Here is a 19,698-nt window from a genome sequence, read left to right on the forward strand (position 1 = left end):
TTAGATATGGATGAGAATTTAAAAGAAAGAGTTAAAAAATATCAGTATTAAAAAATCAGGTAGATTAATTTTATCTACCTGACTTATAAAATAAAAACTACTTACACACTTTTATTGACAAACCCAAAAATTGTTACCACCTTTATTTATAAATAAATTTTCTATATCTTTCTAACAGGAAATTGAATTTCTGTTAGCCAGTCTTCCACACTGTCTTTGTTCCATACACCATCAATATAAGATTCCCTAGGACTATCAATTATCTCATATCCATTTTCCTCTATGAATCTGATAACAGCACTGTAAGCCTTTGGAAAGTCCTTGTAGTTACCTTTGTGAAGAACACAAGCAGCCATATCCACTTTTGCAATTAATTTAAACTTAATCATTTCAGAATCTTCCTTAAACTCAGTTACAGCCTCACAAACTTCCACATCAATATCTTTTTCCTTATATTCACCATCATGATATATGTTGAAGCAATATTCTGGTACTTCACATTCACATCCCAATCTTTCCATTTCTGCACCCATAGGTGGAACCAGAGAGAACAATGAATCATAACTTGGCATAATAGTTCTCATAGAGGCAACTATGGCTTCTGGTAATTCTTTTATAATAACTGGATATTGCACATTAATGCTGCTACTTGATAAATAACTTTCCACCTTAGATAATTTTAAAGTTTCCTCTGCTATTCTTTTCATAATTTCACTTCTTTTTCTCTTTAATAATTGTTTTTCACTTACTCCATCTTGCACTTGCTTAATTTCATCCAAAGAAAAACCAGCTTCCCTAAGTGCTAATATTTGATGTAAAATAGGCAGTTGATTAGATGTATAATATCTATACCCATTACTTTCATCTATATGACTTGGTTTTAATAAACCTATAGAATCATAATGATGCAAGGTTTTTATTGTAACGTGATTCATTTTTGAGAAAACACCTATTTTATAAATTCTTTCTTCTTCTTTTATTTCACATTTATATTCATTATTCATAAGAAACCTCCATATTATTCCCACTTAAATAATTTAAAAGATAAGCCAAACCCAATTATTGTAATTGTTACCATTAAAACTATTGATAAATATAAATTATCTATACTATTTCCCATGGAAAATCCCTTCAACAATTTTACTCCATGAGTTAATGGTAATATATTAGCTATATTTTGTAATGCTTTTGGAAATAGTTCATAAGGAATTGTAGCCCCTGATAAAAATAACATGGGGAAATATATAAGACTGCATACAACATTGGCTATTTTTATTGATTTACAAATACTTGCCACTAACATACCTATACTATACATGGATATCATTACTAAGAAATATACTCCTACAAACTTAATTAATGAACCTTCCATTTTGTAGTCAAATAAAATAATAGCCACAATAGATACTAAAACAGCTGAGATAATTGCTGTAATTATATTAATGAGAACTTGTATGGACAGTAGCATCTTTGGGCTTGCTGGTGTTGCAAAAAAATGCTTTAATATTTTTTTGTCTCTATAATCTACAATAGATAATGGCAATCCCATAAATGCTGTTGCACATATTCCAACAGCAATCAATGCACCAAAAGCAGATTGTAAAAATGTATAATCAGCCCCTTCAAAAGCTATTTTCCCTCCTCCTATAGTACCTATTAAAATCATTATACACATGGGCATACAGATTCCAAAGATTATGCCATCTGGAGATCTCATAGCTAGTTTGCTTTCTATTTTTAATACAGTGAAAAATCTATTCATAAGTTAACTCCTCTCCTAAATACCATAAATATGCTTCTTCCAATTTTTCATAAGGACTATTATTTATAATTTCTTTTACGTCTCCTATTTTGACTATTTTACCTTCTTTTAAAATACATATTCTGTCACACAGTTCCTCCACTTCATCCATATAATGAGATGTTAAAAATATGGTTATCCCTTTCTTCTTCAAGCCTTTTAATACCTTCCATACTTCTCTTCTAGCAACCACATCTAATCCTGTTGTTAATTCATCTAAAAATATAATCTCTGGATTTGGTATTAAAGATAATACTACTGATAACTTCTGTTTCTCTCCACCGGATAGTTTATCTACTGATTTGTCTTTAAATTGATACAAATTAAATTTTAATAATAATTCATTGTAGTTGGCTGGGTTTTTGTAAAGAGCACACATTTCTTCACATATTTCTTTTACTTTAATATTATTTGGATAATTTGATGATTGAAATTGAACTCCTACCTTTTCAAATAATGTTTGTCTATTTTGCCTTGGATCTTTATTTAAAATAAAAATTTTTCCTTTTTGTACTTTTTTAAATCCTAATAAACAATCAATAGTTGTAGATTTGCCTGCTCCATTATGACCTATAAGACCAAATACTTCTCCCTTTCTTATACTAAAAGACAAATCTTCTAAAATAATTTTCCCACCAGATACTCTGTGGATGTTTTCTGCTTTAATAGATATTTCCATTATAAAATCCTCCTTTTTACGTATTAATAAGTTAATGTTATATGCTTACCTAAGGTAAGGGTCAACAGAAAACATAAAGTTTGTTATAAATAATAAAAAGGATATGCTTATATTAAATTTCATATAAACATATCCTTTTACTCATATTTTATTAAAATCCTATAAATTTTTATAATGCCTTTTTATTGTATTTCTTTTCTAATAATCATTGCGTAGAATGTTTGTTTAAATAACCGCCTTTAAAATGTGCCAATTCAAAGGATATTATAAAGGCTTGTGGCTCTAATTGTTCAGTTATTTTTATGACTTCTTTCTCTCTTATTCTATGTGTCATAACTTCTAATCTATATCTTGTTTCATTATTTCTACCTTTTCCTTCAAGTTTAGTAACTCCAAATTTATGACCTCTTAATATGTTTATTAAGTCATCATTTTCCTTAGTCAAATTTATTTGCACTACTCTGTATCCTATAGCAAGTTTCTTTTCTAATCTACCTCCTAAGTAGACTCCTATAGCATAACCAAAAACATAGGCTATAATATTATACATATTTGTTAAATCAGAAAATACAATGCCTAAACTTGCAATATAAACTATCCCCTCTACAAATGCGGCAAGAGGAGCTTTTTTGTCCTCACCTTTTACAACAAGTACTGTTCTAAGAGATAAAACAGGTACATAAATTAACTGTAAAACAAATATTAGTATAACTTTAGTAATCATAAGGCCTCCATAAATTCCCCTCTAGTTATTAATATAATTTAAAATTACATAAAATGTCTCAACCATATCATTATTTTTTAATTTTCTTTATTTTTACAAAATTTCAACTAGAACATATTTCTATAATTATCATTCCTCCCTTTTCTTCATATTCTGTATTCCATAATTCTTTAAATGAAATCCAGTTATAATCCCCATAAGTAGCTATTTTTATTAATAGGTCATTGTCAGTTTTTTCATAACCAACAATTAAAAACCAATGCCATACAAGTTCTTCTAACTTTTCATTCTTATGTTTTAATAGAAGAAATGGTATTGGTATATCTTCATTTATCTGTTTGATAATTGCTTTTTCTCCGTCAAGTAATAGATTATCTCCAGAAAACATTGTCATATTTATCTCGTTGTCATTAACATCCTCTAGATATTTTCCAAGTCCATCTATATACATTTGCAAAGTATTAATTCCTGTCATTCTTGGACGAAGATAAGATTTCATAATATGTGAGAATTTTATATAATTCACTTTTGTTAAGGCCTTTATATCAAATGGATATAGATGCTTACTGTTTCTAAGTATATTTAAATAAATACATAAGTCACAAGCTGTAACTGCTGCACAGCCTCCTAATTTCATCATAGGATCTATAAGCCAATTTTGATTTCCACCATAATAATCTTCTATATAAAAATATTTTAATTCTTTTTTCATAGTTAGTATTTCCTTTCCAATATCGTCCCCTCAAGTACATATTAGCACCTTTAATATTATATTAATACTAAAAGCATCTATGAAAATTCCTACATATTTATACAAAATAATTAAAAATCCTTAGAAATTGTCAAATCGACTATTTCTAAGGATTTTTGTTTTTATACTGCAATATAAAATATTAATTCTATTTACAAATTACTTTATTTAATTTTATAAATAACTGGTTCATGAAGTATTATGTACCTTTCAATAATATTCATTGCTTCGTATATCCATTGTAGTTCATTAGTCTTTTCTTTATTTTCTAAAATCACCTTTTTAATTAAATCTGTTTTATACAATTTGCCCCATATAACATTTTTTACTCTTTCATTTATTTTTAGTTCCTCCATTAAGCATTTGTTATCTAGTATTAATCCTTCACCATCTTCTTCACAATATTTATCATCATATAATAACTTGTCAAAGTATACATCATATGAATCTACTTGTATTGCATCGGATTTATATTTTTCTTGTTTTTCTACCATAAGGCTTATCATATTTTTGTCTAACCAGCTATCCTTGCTATCAACATATAATACATATTGGCCTGTTGCATATTGCGTTGCATAATTTATAGCCTCACAAAGATTACTACTTTCCATATTAAGTAATCTAATTCTTTTATCAAATCGAACATAACCCATAGCAATTTGCTTTGAATTATCAATACTACCTTTGTCTACTAGAGTTATTTCCATATTTGTATATGTTTGATTTCTAATACTATCTAGACACCTGTTTAAATTTTCTTCTGCATTATATATTGGCACAATCACACTAACTTTGTACATATTTTCTCCCCCCATAGATTAATTTGTACATTTTTTATTTGTTGCTTATTAAAAATACTAACTCCCCATAATTAATATTTTTAATCCTATCCTATAATAGTACTATTTATAAATAGTTTTCATTATACAAAAGTATTATTTTTGCTTATCACATGTGAATTTATCTTTTAGTCTACTTATAATAAATTCTTTACTTTACTTTACATCCCTTGTTATTTTTATTATATTTTTCCTCTGAATTCCTTCATAAAGCGATAAACTACCTAATAATAGTAAGTATTTATAGTTTATAACCAAAATTAAAATAAGAGAGCTTATTTATCTACAATAGATTAACAAGCTCTCTTATTTGCACAAATATATGTGCAATTTTTTTCAATTGATTTTTATTATATACTAAGCAACATTACCATCTTTTATAGTTATAACCTTGTCTGCCATTTGGGCTATGTCATTATTATGAGTTATCATAATCAAAGTTTGTCCAAATTCATTTACACATTTTTTTAACAAATCCATAACCTCATTAGTAGTTTTTGTGTCTAAATTTCCTGTAGGCTCATCTGCAAATATAATTTCCGGTTTATTTGCAAGAGCTCTAGCAATAGCAACTCTTTGTTGTTGTCCTCCACTTAATTCATTTGGAAATTTATTTATCTTATCTTTTAATCCTAGTATATTTATAATACTGTCTACATATTTTATATCTATTTTTTTTATTATCTATATTTATAGGAAGTACTATATTTTCATAAATATTAACTACTGGTATTAAGTTAAAACTTTGAAAAATAAATCCAAACTTTTCTATTCTTAATTTTGATAAATTATCATCTGACAACTTGGATATATCTTGATCATTAAGAAGTACCTTTCCACTTGTAATACTATCTAACCCTGCTATACAGTGAAGTAATGTACTTTTTCCACTTCCACTTGGACCTATTATTGTAGTAAACTTTCCTTTTTCAAAAGATAAATTAATATTATTTAAGGCCTGTACTTTATTTTCGTCTTTTCCATATATTTTACTTAAATTTATTACATCTAATATACTCATATCATCATCTCCTTAGTTATTTATTCTCAGTCCTTCTACTATACTTAGCTTAATTATTTTATTTCTCGATAAATAAGTTGACAATAAACACATTACTATTGTAGCTATTCCAAATTGGAGTATTTCATTTATTGGTATATTATATGACATGCTATTTTCTAAACCTAGGCCTTCATCCCTTATGCTATTTACCATATAAATAAATTTTGAATAACTTATGGTAGCCACTACAGATGATACTACTATACTAAATAAGGCATATATCATACTTTCTTTTACTATCATTTTTTTAATGTTTTTCATACTCATACCAATAGCCCTAAGCGTTGCCAATTCTTTTATTCTCAGCATAATATTAGTTTTAATTATACATATTATATTTATGGAAGATATTATAAGTGTAAGAATTACAGATACTAATACTTCCTTTTTATTTTCTTCTGATTGCTTTTTAAACCTACTTTCATATTTATATTTACTTTCTATTTCTTTAAAAGAATAACCTTTTGTTAATTCATCTAAAGCTTTATTTACGTCTTCATCTTTTCTATTTTCTAACTTTATTGATATTTTGTTGTAGTCATTTATATTAGTTATATTTTTCAAATCATCTTCATTTAAAATAACTTGAGCTAAACAACCTAGTCCTCCATCTTGAGTTACAACATAATCTTTATTTAACAAACCACTAACTTTAACTTTTATATTTTTATATTCCAATTTACCTTTATTCTTTGCAGGCACTTTTATATCAATAACATCTCCCACTTTAACCTTCTTTAAAGCCTTTGCATTATTTGTACTTTGCATAGGCGAGTAAAAATAGTTTGAAACTAGAGCCCTTGGGTAATCTTCTTTTTTTTCCTCATAAATATTGCTACCTTTTTCTATGTATTTATCTAAACTTCTTATAAAGTCTTTGTTATATCCTTTTACTCCAGTAGTAATCTCTATATTATTTTGATTATCTTTAGAAGATAGAAAAGGTTTAACATCCTCACTAATATTATTTATACTAGTTTTTAAGTATGCAGTTAAATTTATACTAGGATAAACTTCTTTTAGATTATCAATTTTAGATATTTTATTAATAAAGTTACTATCATAATTACAATAAGCTTCTTCTGTATTATAAAAATTATGTCTTAAAATTACATCAGTATCTCCCATGGCCATAACAGACATACTATTACTTCCAATAATTTCTTCATCATTATTAAAAACTGCCATCTTACTTATAAATAATGATCCTGCTAGACTTATTGACAGTATGGATAATATAGTTCTACTTTTATTTCTCCACACATTTTTAAATGCCATTTCACCAGTCAATCCAAATATTTTCCTAATTAATTTATGATAATACTTATCTCTTCCTCTTTTTGTATTGTTATTTATATCTCTAATAGCCTCCATAGGGCTTATTTTTGAACCTTTATACGTGGAGAAAATACAAGAAAGCAAAACTGCAAAAGATGCTAATTTTAATGGTTCCATTATACTTTCTTTGCTTATATAAATATTTTGCTGACCTCCATAAATATTAATTATTCCTATTGAAGAAATTACATATCCCAAAGCAAATCCTAGAACTAAACCTAAAATAAGAACTATTAAACTTTGAATAAGTATCATAAGTCTAACATTTTTCTTTTCCATTCCTATGGCTCTTAATATACCAATTTGCTTTGTCATATCAATTAATATTATATTAAATATGTTGAATATAACTAAAGCTGCTGACAACATTGGTATTAGCTTATTTTTTATACTAAATGTTGTGTTCTTTGACATTTCATAATCATCTAGTGCATTGCTAAGTTGTGTATTTATAATTAAATCTCCATCGTTTAATTTATACTTTCCTATAATTTCATTAGCCTTAGATATACTAGGTGTTTTTGTATTAAACTTCAAAATACCGCTATGAGTTACAAGTTCTTTTGGGATAATATTTTGATTACTTGTGAAATAAGTAAATCCTCTAACATTGTAATATTCATTTCCTTCATAATAACCTTTATAGTAAGCTTCAGGCTTTTGAACTATTCCAACTAGTTTAAATTTCTTTTTCTTACTATAAATTTGATTTTCATTTTTATTGTCCACATAATGTTTCACAACAGTAAAGTCAATTTCCTCATTTAGTTTATTGTCTAAGTGCATTTCTTTCAATGCTTTTTCTTCTAAAACTATTTCATTTTCATTTTTAGGATAAGTACCTTTTATCAATTTATATCCATAGGCATTAATAAAGTCCTCATTGTAAGAATCTAGCTGAATGGATACTCCATTTTTATCTACAATACTACCTAAATTGATTACATCATGGATTTCTTTTACTTCTTTGTCCTTTTCTAATTGATTTGACACACTATCGCTTAAATTGTTATATTCAGCATGATAATCACTGAAATTTTTATAAGCTTCTTTAATATTTATCTCACTCTTAGTTTCTGGTATAACGTTTAATGTAAAAATTAGCATTACTGCTAAAGAAATACTTGTTATAAGAGCTGAGCTTTTGCCTTTTTGGCTTTTTAAATAGGACACTGCCAATTTAAAACTAACTTTCATCTTTGCCTCCCAGTTGTTATTTATATAGTTAAAGGGTGTTGCCTTTTACATATAAAAAGGTAACACCCTTTGACTTTTTCCTCAATATCTATAGCACAACTGGTATTTTTATTGTTCCAACTGTCATGTTTTAATTTTTATAAAGAAAAATTTATTGTTTCAATGGTATATAAATTGTACTTATAAATTTATTTTCTTCATTTTCAATTTCCAATTCTCCATCATATTTTTTAAGTGATGATTTAATACTTTCAATTCCAATACCATGAAAATATTTATCTTTTTTGCTACTTATTATTTTATTATTTTTAATTATTACTTTATTTACCTTACTATTTTCACATTTTATAATATAGTAAGACTTCACAATTGTACCTCTTATATTTATATATTTTTTATTTTCATCATTTTCAATCTTTTCACATGCTTCTATTGCATTATCTAGCAAATTTGAAAATATACTTGATACATCCATCATGTGTAAAAAATCACATTTTGAAAAGTCCATATTACACAAGAAGTCTATGTTTTTCATATTACATAGCTTTCTTTTTTCACTTAGTATAACATCTAATATAACATTTCCTGTATTATATATATTTTCAAAATACTTAATTTCATTATTAATACTATTTATATACTCATTCACACTGGAGCTTTGATTTTGAATAAGTTTTATATTTGTCATATGATTATTTATATCATGATAAAGCCTTTTTACTTTTTCTTGGGATTCTTTTATATTTAAATAATAATTATATTCCATATCATGCTTTTTATTGAGTAGGTCTAGCTTTGCTTTTTCCTCAGTAGATTTCAAAAGCTTAATAAGAGCAAGTACAAAAACTATATTACTTGCAACAACTATATATGGTAAAGCTAAGTCAGCAAAATTTACAAAGGGCATAAATTCAATTGATTGATCAAATTTTAATTTGTTATCTCTTACTATAGAATAAAGATCATAAATACCATTAGATGCCTTATTCAAAAATAATATTATTAACATATTTACAACAATTGTAAATCCTATACACAAATAGTATTTTTTATTAAGAGATAAACTTTTTAACTTATCAAAATAATATACAATTAAAATAATTGATAATGAACTTATTATAAATTGTAAAACATCAAATATCATATCCCATTTAAAATTGAATTTATCTATTATAAGTATATAAATATACAATATAATGCACTCAATGGTCATTTTCACTCCTTTATATATTACTGTATGTAAAATGGAATATAAAAAAGCTTTTTTAAAATCAAAATCATATGAAATTTTACAAATTATAAATAATAAAACAAATGAAATTATTATACCTTTATCAAGTCCATATGTAACCATTTGTGTGCTAATAACCAAAAATATTAGCAATAAATTTATTATTTTAAAAAATCTATTTTTAGGCTTGTATTCATATCCTATTTTTTTCATAATAATCAAAAATGATAATATAAATAATAAGCTATTGATTATATCTTTAAACTGATAAAATTCAATATTTAACATAATTTTTCTCCCATTGAATGAAGAAACTTGCTTTTAAAATCCTTAAATCTATGTCTACTAACAGGCACTTCTTCTTTATTGTCCATAATAGCAACATATTGCTTTATACAGTCTACATACTCCATATTTACTAAAAAGCTTTTATGACACCTATAAAAATTACTGTTGTTAATTTCTTTTTCTATCTTATCCAAGGTACTCTTAACCTGGTGTTCTTCGTCTTTTGTGTGTATAGTCATATCTCTTTTTTGTATTTCTATATAAGTTATATGACTAACTTTAATCTTTAAAGTATCACTTTTTTGATCTATAATTATATATTTGCTATTTTTGTTAATTTCACTTATACAGCTTATCATATGCTTTTTTAAATCTTCATATTTTAGTGGCTTTAACAAATATCTATAAGCTCTTACTTCATATCCTTCTTGAATATAATCTACTAGTGATGTAGTAAATATTATCTCAGCATTTCTATTATCTATTTTTCTGATTTTTCTCGCCGTTTCCATACCATTTAGCTTGTCCATTAGAATATCTAATAAGAATATATCTACATCTTGAGGATAATTATTAAAAAGATCTTCACCTGAGCTAAATGTAAGTATTTCATATGATAAGTCTTCTTCCTCTAAGATTTGAATTAAGTAATTTTTTATTAATTTTCTTTGTTCTTTTTCGTCTTCACATACTGCTATTTTTAACATCTATATCCTCCAAATTACTTCCTTACTAACTTCTAGCTTTAATTATATATTCATCTTTAATATTTTTAAATATTTTACATTTATAAATCTTTTATAATATTTAATATAATTCAATCTTGTTTGGCCATGGATTATTTCGTGCAATACTCCATGTTTTATCAATATATTGCAAAGTATAAATCTGCTCTACTGCATGGAAATAATAAGAGCCTTTTGTAGTAACTTTATATCCTGTCTCATCTTCTTTTAATAATCCTATTATCTTTGCAATACTAAGTTCTATCCTATAATCTTTACTTAAATCACTACTAAACATTTTTTCATAATGCTCTTTGTTCAAGTTCATATTATAAACATTCCAAAATAACCAATAAGATTTTCTTGAAAATTTAGTAAAGTTTAATACTAATGCACAGGCAAATTCATTTTTATTTATTGCATTTATGTACTCATCCACTGAGAAAGTATTTAACCTAGACTTGTCATCAAAGAGTGAAGCAGCTCCTGGTCCTAATCCTATAAAGTTTTCTCTTGTTATGGATGAATATTTTTCTGTATTTGGCTTAGCAAAAGTCCATACAGAAGTTCTATCTAAACCTATTTCTTTTGATAAATTTACAAGTTCAAAAAGCATTTTTTTCTTTTCATTGGAAGATAGAGGTTTTCTTTTGTTATTAGCATAAGAAAAATCAATAAATGGATAAGTAGAAATTTGAGTTGCTCCAAGTTCAAAGGCCAATACTACGTCTTCCTTTAGCTCCTCTATACTTTGTCCTGGTATTCCAAATATTAAATCTATGTCTATTGTTTCAAACTCAACTTCTTTAATTAACTGTATTTTTTCAGCTTCATTATTTTCTTTTCTGCCTAAGCTTTCTAAACAGTTTTTATTAAAAGACTGAATCCCAACACTTATCATGTTAAATCCTAAGATCTTTAACTTATTCAGCATATCTAAATTAATATTACTTGGATGTAATTCTATGGCTAAGCTACCCTTTAGATTAAAGTTTTCTTTTACAGCATCTATAATTTCTTCAAGATAGTCTATAAGTAGCGCTGGTGTTCCACCTCCAAAATACAAAGATGTTAAGTCCTGTTTTTTATATCTTAAATTAGCTAGCTTTATCTCTTTTAATAAAGCTTCCTTATATTCAAAAGCCTTGTTCTCATCATATAATTCTTTATTGTAAGGACAAAAAGAACATATACTTTTACAAAATGGTATATGTATATATAATCCTAAATTATCTTTATTATTTAAATCAACATAATTTAAATCATTATTATCATTGCACTTTACAAACTCAAACGGCTTAAAACTTCTGTTTAATACTGGTCTTAAAATATTTGTCAGCATATTCTCTCCCTTATACAAATTTCAGATATGTTTTTAAAGTTTCATAGATTATCTTAGGATTTCCACCAAACAATAAGGCAAATTCCACGGCAAATAAGTATCCACATTCATTGCATAATCCGTCTATTTCCACACACCTTCCACATACAAATCTCTTTTTATTTTCTACTACCAAACATTGCTTGCAAGGTCTGTTCCAATTGTTATCCAAATAATAATCTATGGCAGAGTATAAATTAAATATAGGGTAGCCTTCCTTCATAAGTTGTTTTATAGTATTTACCACTTCAATTTTTTGCTCTCTGTTCAAACTTAGATCCTTGGTCCCCTCATAAGGTGTGTGAAAATTAAAGGAAATGCTCTTTAGATTTTTAGTATTTTTAACTAACTCACAAAGTTCCTCTACATCCTTATAATTTCTATTATTAATGGCCATATATACGCAAATATTGCTGTCATTGGCTTTTTCCACATTTTCTAATATTGTATCAAATGTATTACCTCTTATGTAATTGTGATTTTCTTTAGTTCCATCAATACTTAAAAATATAATATCTGCCTCTTTAATATCTAAATCTATAGTTCCGTTGGTAACTATATTAACTAATTCAAATCCTATTTCTTTAGCTTCTGCAATTAAGTCCTTAGCATTTTTCCCACTTTCATTCCAAAGAAGTGTTTCTCCACCACAAAAGAATAAAATTCTAACGCCTTCATTATAAAGCTTAATCATTTCCTCTTTTATGTCTTCATAAGTATGAATTATTTTGTTTATGTTGTTTACTGCACAATGCTTACAAGTGAGATTGCAATAATCTGTAAGTATTATAGTCGCAAGTATCGGATTAGTATTTTTGAAAAATATTGTTTTTAATCCATAAGTTGAAAATTCTATAAATGATTTTAGCTTCATAATTCACCTTCCCCTAATTTAAATATAGTAAAAAATTAATAAATGTATTTTTTTACAATTATGTCTAAATTTTATAACAAGATAATAAGAATGGCAAACTAATTCTTTTAATAAAAAAGAATTAAGCATACTAAGATAAGAGCCATCTCCATCTTCTTAATATGCTTTTATTAACAATTTCTACTTGCTAGCTACTTCTTACTTCTTTTAACTTAAGTAAAAGTTCGTCATATTTCTTTTCATATTCAGCTTTTTTATTAATATCAGTTTCAACACATAACATGGAAATCACATGGCTCATTTCATTTTCTAAGACCAATATTTCCTCTTCCTTTTTATGATTAATTGATTTTAACTTTTTATTGTTTTTATTTTCCATATACTTACTGTAATTGCCATTAAACTCTTCAATTTTTTTATTTTTAATCTCAATAATATAATCACACACCTTATCAATAAATGCCCTGTCATGAGATACTATAAGCATTGTTTTCTCCGTGTTTTTCAAAGACTCCTCAAGAGCTTGGAGTGAAACAATATCTAAATAATTGGTAGGTTCATCTAAAATTAAAAAGTTATTATTCTCTAAAATTATTTTACAAAGTGATCTTTTCACCTTTTCTCCACCACTTAATACATTTACTTTTTTATATACATCATCGCCTTTAAATCCAAATAAATTCAAATTTATTCTTATAAAAGTTTCATCAAAAGAAGAAGATATTTTTATATTATCTAAAATACTTTTTTCTACATCTAGTACATCTTGATTTTGGTCAAAATAGCCTATTCTCACCATAGGATTTATTCTTATTGCTAGATTATTATTATTTATAATCTCTTTAATCAAGGTAGTTTTTCCACATCCATTTTCACCTAATAAAGCTATTTTCTTATTTCGTTTAAATTTAAAGGAAACATTCTCTAATAAGTTCTTATCTTCAATAGAAAGTGTAAGATTATTTACTTCCACCAAATTTTTACTTACTATTTCCAAACCGTCTTTTATATATATTTTAATTGGATTTGTATTTTTAGGCTTTTCCTTCACCTCTAGCTTATCTATTCTACTTTGTATGGCTTTCACATTTTGATCTAAATTTTGTTTTTGTCTTTGACCACCCATTTTGTGAAGTCTAGCTTCTGAGTTGCCCATTCTTTTAGGAGATCTTCTTATTCCTTCACTTAAACTTTTTTTTTTAATTTTAGCATACTCTAACCTTTTCTTTTCTGACACATACTGCTCAAATTCAAATTTTTGTCTATCTCTTTCTTCTTCTTTTAATTTTAAATATGTTGAGTAATTTCCATTGTATATTTTTAATTTACCATCTTCTATTTCAACGATTTTATTACACAAAGCATCTAAAAATCTTCTATCATGTGATACCAACAACATAGCCCCCTTATGTTTTTTTAACATCTCTTCAAGAACTGAAACACTTTTCTGATCTAAGTTTGAAGTTGGCTCATCTGCTATTATAAGCTTCTTTTGCTCCTTGAGAGCATTGGCTATTCTTAACTTTACCTTTTCTCCACCAGACAAATATTCTTCAAATTTATCAGGTGCATGAAGCATGCTTTTGATTTTGTTATCACTTGATAAAACATCTACATCTTCATTTTGAGTAATATATGAATAACTGTTAGTTAAATATATTTGACCTTGATCTAATTCTATTTGCCCTATTAAAGCTTTTATCAAAGTTGTTTTTCCTACTCCATTTGTTCCAACTAAGCCTATTTTTTCATTCTCTAATATTTCAAATTTTTCTATATCAAGTATTAATCTATCTGAATAATACTTTTTTAACTTATCTATATTCACTAATTGCATAAAAAAATCCCTCCTCTTTGTACTCAAATATAAGGAGAGATTATTATAATAATAGGCACAATAAAACAAAATCAGCTCTGCTAAGATATAAAATAAGACTTCGCTTCTGCATCTTACTACATTGCTTAATATTTTATAATTTACCCTCCTCAATTTAAGCACTATAAATACGCCTACTAAAATAGACTTTTAAAATTTATAATACTTTTATTTTAAAGGTAAATTATAACTTCATTTTATTTTTATCCGTACCCTTTCTATTTTATTTTTCAATAGTATTTTATCACGTTTAATCTTTAATTAATATATTTTTTTAGATTTTTCACAATTCAACTCCTACTTATATGATTACTACTATGGCCGTTTTCAACACTTTAAAATCTAAATATCTGAAATACCCAGCGAAGCAATTATTACTTGTTCTTCATGTGGTTGGTTTCCTATCATTTTATTAAAAATTTATATGAAACTTCCTTGTTTTATATAATTTTCAAATATTTTTTATAACTTTATTTCTACTTTTTCTAGCATAAAATCAGGTGCTTCAAATGATAACATCTTAGCTGTAGTAAATGCCATTGTGAGTTTACAACCGCATACTTTAAGTGGCACAAACATAATAGATAATTCTTCCTTATCTGAATATGAAGTTCCATTAATGTTTTTCATTGAAATATAATGTATTAGGGTTAATCCAGTAATTTATTTCATCTTTATTAGAATAACTGTTTATTTCTACATTGCTAAAAATAAGCATAATATTTATTTCAGAAGTTTCAAATTTTAAGCTCATATCCTCCAATGTTGCAGAATTTTTATCCATTTTTCCTGGAGGGAATTTTTTTGTAATTCTATCTAAATACTCATTCATATCCAAATCAACTATTATTTCATCATTAAGTAATATCTTTAAAAAAGGTACTCCATCTTGTTGATTTACTTGCCAATAAATTCTATAAATCCCTTCATCTCCATTGAGCGTCACAAATTCATTTTCTTTATCATAAATATTTTGCATATTAACTGCCCAACGATAACCCTTAATATCAATGACTTCTTGTCTTAAAAATAAAGATGTTCCCATGTAATTATCTAGTATTTCATTATCATATTTAGGAAATGTCTTTTCAAAACCAAAAGTTTTCTTAAAGTTTTCACTATTTATAAAATCTTTATCAAACCACTTAGGTAATCTTGCATCTTCTATACTTCCTAAATATTCTACTGCATCAGTAATTGATTCTCGTATATTTTCTTCTGGCTCCTTTATTGCAGGAACTATATTTTCACCTTTAAACATCCCTTCTTTTTCAAGAAGTTTTTCTAGTCTGCTTACTTGTGATGTAACAGGAAAATCATTATACCCAATATATGGGGTAACTGAAATTATAGCTAAAATACTTGTAGTAGTAACAATAAAATGATATGTTTTTTCTTTCTTAAGCATTAATAGAATTGCTGAAGTTAATGTTCCAATCCAAATTAAAGCAAAAATATACTCTGTTGTTTTAAGTCCATATTTTTGCAATTGTACAAATAATGCCCAAGCTTCAAAAACTAAAATAAATATAGCTGCAATAGGATATGTTTTTTTATAAAACTTTGCCATATCTGTTTTATAATGAGCACTAATTATATATAAACATATACCTCCAATTGCATAAGAAGAAGCAATTGATGAAAGTCTTATAAAAGGAACTTCCATTCCATCCATAATCGTCTTTACCGTCCATAAAATCAACACAAAAGTCAACGCTAACATAATCGGAATCATAATATATCCAAATAATATTTCTATAAAACGAGGTTGCTTTTGCGCAATTTCTCTCTGTTTGTCAACAACACCTTTTTGAAAATCAGGAAAATATCCCACAAAAATGATAAATGCTAAAAATCCGCTTAATGTCCCAATATATCCATACACATTACTACTTAACCCTCTGTAAAGAAGTGCTTTGACAGCTCCTGCTACTCCTGATGTTCCTAACATTATTACAAGACCATAAATAATAGCTATGATAAACGCTTTATGAAACATAAAAAATGATTTTGGAAAATCAGACTGTTCTTCTTGGTCCTCTGCTAAGATAATAAATGCCAAAATACTTACAAAGATAACTACACCTACTCTTGCAGTAGCTATTGAAGAAATACTCTTATATCTCATTAATGTGTGATCAGAGTATATTCCACCAAAAAAGTAAAGCAATATTATTGTTACAATAGTGACTATAATTCCTAGAATATTTGCTAATTGAAATATTTTTTTATCGTTATATCTACTTTTTACTGCTGTAATCAATGCAAGACTAAATATAGCTCCTAAAGCAAATGATAAATGTAAACAGTTAAAAAGAAAGTTATAAGCTTCCTGTTTAGGCCAATCCATATGAATCCTTATTATTGTAACAATAGAAAAGGCTACTGCATTTGCAATTACTATAGGATATCTTTCAAGCGCTTTTGCTGAACCTTTAAAAACCTTTGATGTAGAACGAATTAAACTCTCCATAAAAACACCTCCTATTTTATTATAATTAGTATTTAATAATGATGGTAGTATAAAACACATTTTAATTTTTATTTTACCACTCACAAAATTACCATCGTATATAGTTTCAAAGGTTAAATCTGATAATCACAATATTATTAAGATTTTTTTAGATTATATGCTTGGCTAAAATAATTTACACTATAATATGTTAATTTATTTCAATCATATTGCTTAATTATAAAAGTTAAAAAATTAATAAATTTATTAAATAATATTTATTCTAATTTATGGAAATAATATATTGGAACAATATTTAGAGCAGTCATTGGAACATAGCATAACAACTAACTATACTAAATTTTTTAATATCATAGAAATTCTGTTGGGTAAGGTATTTATATTAGACATGTCTAGGAATCTATTTTCTCCATAAATGTCTTTTATTACATCTCTATCATTTCCAATGGCAGCAACAAAGAAATTTATACCTTTTCTTGAGTATTCTGATATAACACTCTTTAAGTCCTCTTTTGCTAATTCATCTTTATAGTTAGGCTTTGCAAGAGGTTTTCCGTCACTTATTATAAATAGTACTTTAATATCTGCCTCAACATCTAATAGCTTATCTGCCACATATTTTATAGGTACCCCATCTCTATTATTACTCTTAGGGCTTATTTGCATCATTCTATAGCAATCATCCTTATGGGAGTTATCAATATCAGAATATGAATATATGGATACATCCTCCAATTCAGTTAAATCTGCTGTATCACCATAAATACCTATTGGTATATTACATTTTCTACAAAATTCCCATATTAAAATAGCTGTTGAACGAGCCATTTCAATTCTATTATTTGCTTTCATAGATCCAGATTCATCTATTCGCAAGGCTACTGCTATTGAAGGCGATTCATTTGGTGGATTTTTTTTGCTAAAATATCTATAGTCTTTTTTGACCACATTTGAAGCCTCAAATTTAGTTCCATAATATCTATTCTTACTATATTCACTAGATACTTCATTTTTAAGAAATGGCAATACTTGATTAGCCAATTCATTAGCAAAATCAATATATTTTTTATTGTTTTTTGTATAATTTAATTTATCTTCGTAGGCAAATTCAGGTCTATGAACTTTTATTCTTATATTTTTATGAATATCTCCATCTAAAACTACCTTAAAATGACTTTTATATTCCTTTGTACTTTCTGGTATATTTCTTAATTTCATTATTCCTTTTCCAAAGGAGTTTTTATCATTATATACTCCATCAAACAATTCTTCATTTTCTTTATTTATAGAATCACAACTTGCACTATCTTCCTTGCTAGAGTTTTTCAATTTTAATGCATTTTTATCTTGTGCCATTGTACTTTTATATTTGCTATTTTCATCAGAATTAATTTCCATAACTTCTTCATTTTCTGATTTAACTAAATCTTTTTTTAAGTCCTCTTTAGTTATGTTTTTGTTTTTTATACTTTTTCCTATATGGCCTTTTGTATCTGTTTGTCCTATAGTTGATGTTGCTTCACTGTTTTTGTAAAGGTCTTCTTTTATTTCAAAAGAAGCTAATGGTTTTATAATATCTTGTTTTTCTTCATATACATCATCAAATATTTCTAAGTATTCTTCGATTTCATCCCATAAAAGAATACTTATTTTATTAACCTTATTTAATACTTGAATGTCATCTTCTTCCTCAATAGCCTCATCTATTATTTTTCTTACTTTATTAATATTTTTTATATTATAATCTAATATATCTTTAAACTTTTTAAATTTAATATAACAAATTATTTGATTTAATAAGGCATTGAACTTATTATTTAGTATTAAATCTATTGGATATGATTTGATACTATTGTATTGACTGTCTCTTAATTCATTAAGTCCATCTATTAATCGTCCATAGTTACATAAATATTTATATATGAATTCCTCCACACGACTATCTTCTATAAGATCATATATAAAAAGTAATAATGAAGACAATTTTCCAGACTTTTTAGGATTATTCATATATTTATGCATTTTATTTACATTTTTATACAATTTTTCATCTTTATATAACTCTTCATCATAAAAGTCTACCATGTTTTCAAAAAGGTTACCATTTAATATAGACTGTTCATAAATATCTCTTATTGAAAAATCTGTAAATAATCTGTGTCCTATTTCATGGGCATAATATCCCAATATTAACTTAAGTTTATTATCTTTTTTATTTTTTATACTTTTTGATCCTAAGTTTATATAAATAGTATCTTTTTTTATATAAGATACATCATCAATATCCTTATCAATTAAAAATTTTATTTTATCTTGTTTTAAGTTGTATTTTTCGTATAATTTTTTAGATATACTCTTTATATATTCTTCAAATTCTTTACATTTTAAAATACTCTCATCTTCTAAATCCAATCTGTTTTCTCTTACTAATCTTAAAATATTATCTAAGTCCATAGAA

The 19,698-nt window shown here is 26.1% G+C and carries 15 protein-coding genes and 1 pseudogene; 1 reads left to right on the top strand and 15 read right to left on the bottom strand.

Annotation, left to right across the window (positions count from 1 at the left end; translation table 11 throughout):
- Positions 1-161: 161 nt before the first annotated feature.
- The 13 genes and pseudogenes from K0040_RS16915 to cplR form a co-directional block, all read right to left on the bottom strand.
- Complete coding sequence (locus tag K0040_RS16915; protein WP_228109916.1) at positions 162-1,004, bottom strand: MerR family transcriptional regulator; 843 nt, start codon at positions 1,002-1,004, stop codon at positions 162-164.
- 14 nt (positions 1,005-1,018) lie between these two features.
- A complete protein-coding gene (locus K0040_RS16920; protein ID WP_228109917.1) occupies positions 1,019-1,762 on the bottom strand; it encodes an ABC transporter permease in 744 nt (247 codons plus the stop codon).
- Positions 1,755-2,480, bottom strand: a complete 726-nt coding sequence (locus K0040_RS16925) for an ABC transporter ATP-binding protein (RefSeq protein WP_228109918.1) — start codon at positions 2,478-2,480, stop codon at positions 1,755-1,757. Before K0040_RS16925 ends, K0040_RS16920 begins: the two co-directional genes overlap by 8 nt.
- Positions 2,481-2,685: 205 nt before the next feature.
- A complete protein-coding gene (locus K0040_RS16930) occupies positions 2,686-3,204 on the bottom strand; it encodes a DUF2179 domain-containing protein (RefSeq protein WP_228109919.1) in 519 nt (172 codons plus the stop codon).
- A gap of 103 nt (positions 3,205-3,307) precedes the next feature.
- Complete coding sequence (locus K0040_RS16935) at positions 3,308-3,916, bottom strand: hypothetical protein (RefSeq protein WP_228109920.1); 609 nt, start codon at positions 3,914-3,916, stop codon at positions 3,308-3,310.
- Positions 3,917-4,119: 203 nt separating this feature from the next.
- Positions 4,120-4,755 carry a glycosyltransferase family 2 protein gene (locus K0040_RS16940; RefSeq protein WP_228109921.1) on the bottom strand — a complete coding sequence of 212 codons (636 nt, stop codon included), beginning with the start codon at positions 4,753-4,755 and terminating at the stop codon, positions 4,120-4,122.
- Between the two features lie 396 nt (positions 4,756-5,151).
- Positions 5,152-5,815, bottom strand: a pseudogene (locus tag K0040_RS16945) (ABC transporter ATP-binding protein).
- Between the two features lie 12 nt (positions 5,816-5,827).
- The gene (locus K0040_RS16950) at positions 5,828-8,392 is read right to left on the bottom strand and encodes an ABC transporter permease (protein ID WP_228109922.1); all 2,565 of its coding nucleotides are present in this window, start codon (positions 8,390-8,392) and stop codon (positions 5,828-5,830) included.
- Positions 8,393-8,543: 151 nt separating this feature from the next.
- Positions 8,544-9,911, bottom strand: coding sequence for a sensor histidine kinase (locus K0040_RS16955; RefSeq protein ID WP_228109923.1), 1,368 nt, complete (start codon positions 9,909-9,911; stop codon positions 8,544-8,546).
- Positions 9,905-10,618: a LytR/AlgR family response regulator transcription factor gene (locus K0040_RS16960; RefSeq protein WP_228109924.1), complete on the bottom strand. Its 714-nt coding sequence runs from the start codon at positions 10,616-10,618 to the stop codon at positions 9,905-9,907. Before K0040_RS16960 ends, K0040_RS16955 begins: the two co-directional genes overlap by 7 nt.
- 100 nt (positions 10,619-10,718) lie before the next feature.
- Entirely contained in the window at positions 10,719-11,978 is a 1,260-nt protein-coding gene (locus tag K0040_RS16965; protein ID WP_228109925.1) for a coproporphyrinogen-III oxidase family protein, read from the bottom strand.
- Between the two features lie 10 nt (positions 11,979-11,988).
- Positions 11,989-12,891, bottom strand: coding sequence for a radical SAM protein (locus K0040_RS16970; RefSeq protein ID WP_228109926.1), 903 nt, complete (start codon positions 12,889-12,891; stop codon positions 11,989-11,991).
- Between the two features lie 187 nt (positions 12,892-13,078).
- The gene (cplR, locus tag K0040_RS16975) at positions 13,079-14,728 is read right to left on the bottom strand and encodes an ABC-F type ribosomal protection protein CplR (RefSeq protein WP_228109927.1); all 1,650 of its coding nucleotides are present in this window, start codon (positions 14,726-14,728) and stop codon (positions 13,079-13,081) included.
- A 577-nt stretch (positions 14,729-15,305) separates the two neighbouring features.
- Between cplR and K0040_RS22350 the strand changes: the two genes are divergently transcribed.
- On the top strand, positions 15,306-15,407 hold the full coding sequence (locus K0040_RS22350) for a hypothetical protein (protein WP_465244999.1): 102 nt from the start codon (positions 15,306-15,308) through the stop codon (positions 15,405-15,407).
- Here the strand turns inward: K0040_RS22350 and K0040_RS16985 are convergent.
- Together K0040_RS16985 and K0040_RS16990 are read right to left on the bottom strand one after the other, a co-directional pair.
- Positions 15,384-17,240 (bottom strand): DUF4153 domain-containing protein, encoded by a 1,857-nt coding sequence (locus tag K0040_RS16985; RefSeq protein WP_228109929.1) that lies wholly within the window; start codon positions 17,238-17,240, stop codon positions 15,384-15,386. The genes K0040_RS22350 and K0040_RS16985 overlap by 24 nt on opposite strands.
- A 330-nt stretch (positions 17,241-17,570) precedes the next feature.
- A complete protein-coding gene (locus K0040_RS16990) occupies positions 17,571-19,694 on the bottom strand; it encodes a vWA domain-containing protein (protein ID WP_228109930.1) in 2,124 nt (707 codons plus the stop codon).
- Positions 19,695-19,698: the final 4 nt, after the last annotated feature.

This window comes from Terrisporobacter petrolearius, assembly GCF_020748185.1.
Lineage (GTDB): Bacteria > Bacillota > Clostridia > Peptostreptococcales > Peptostreptococcaceae > Terrisporobacter > Terrisporobacter petrolearius.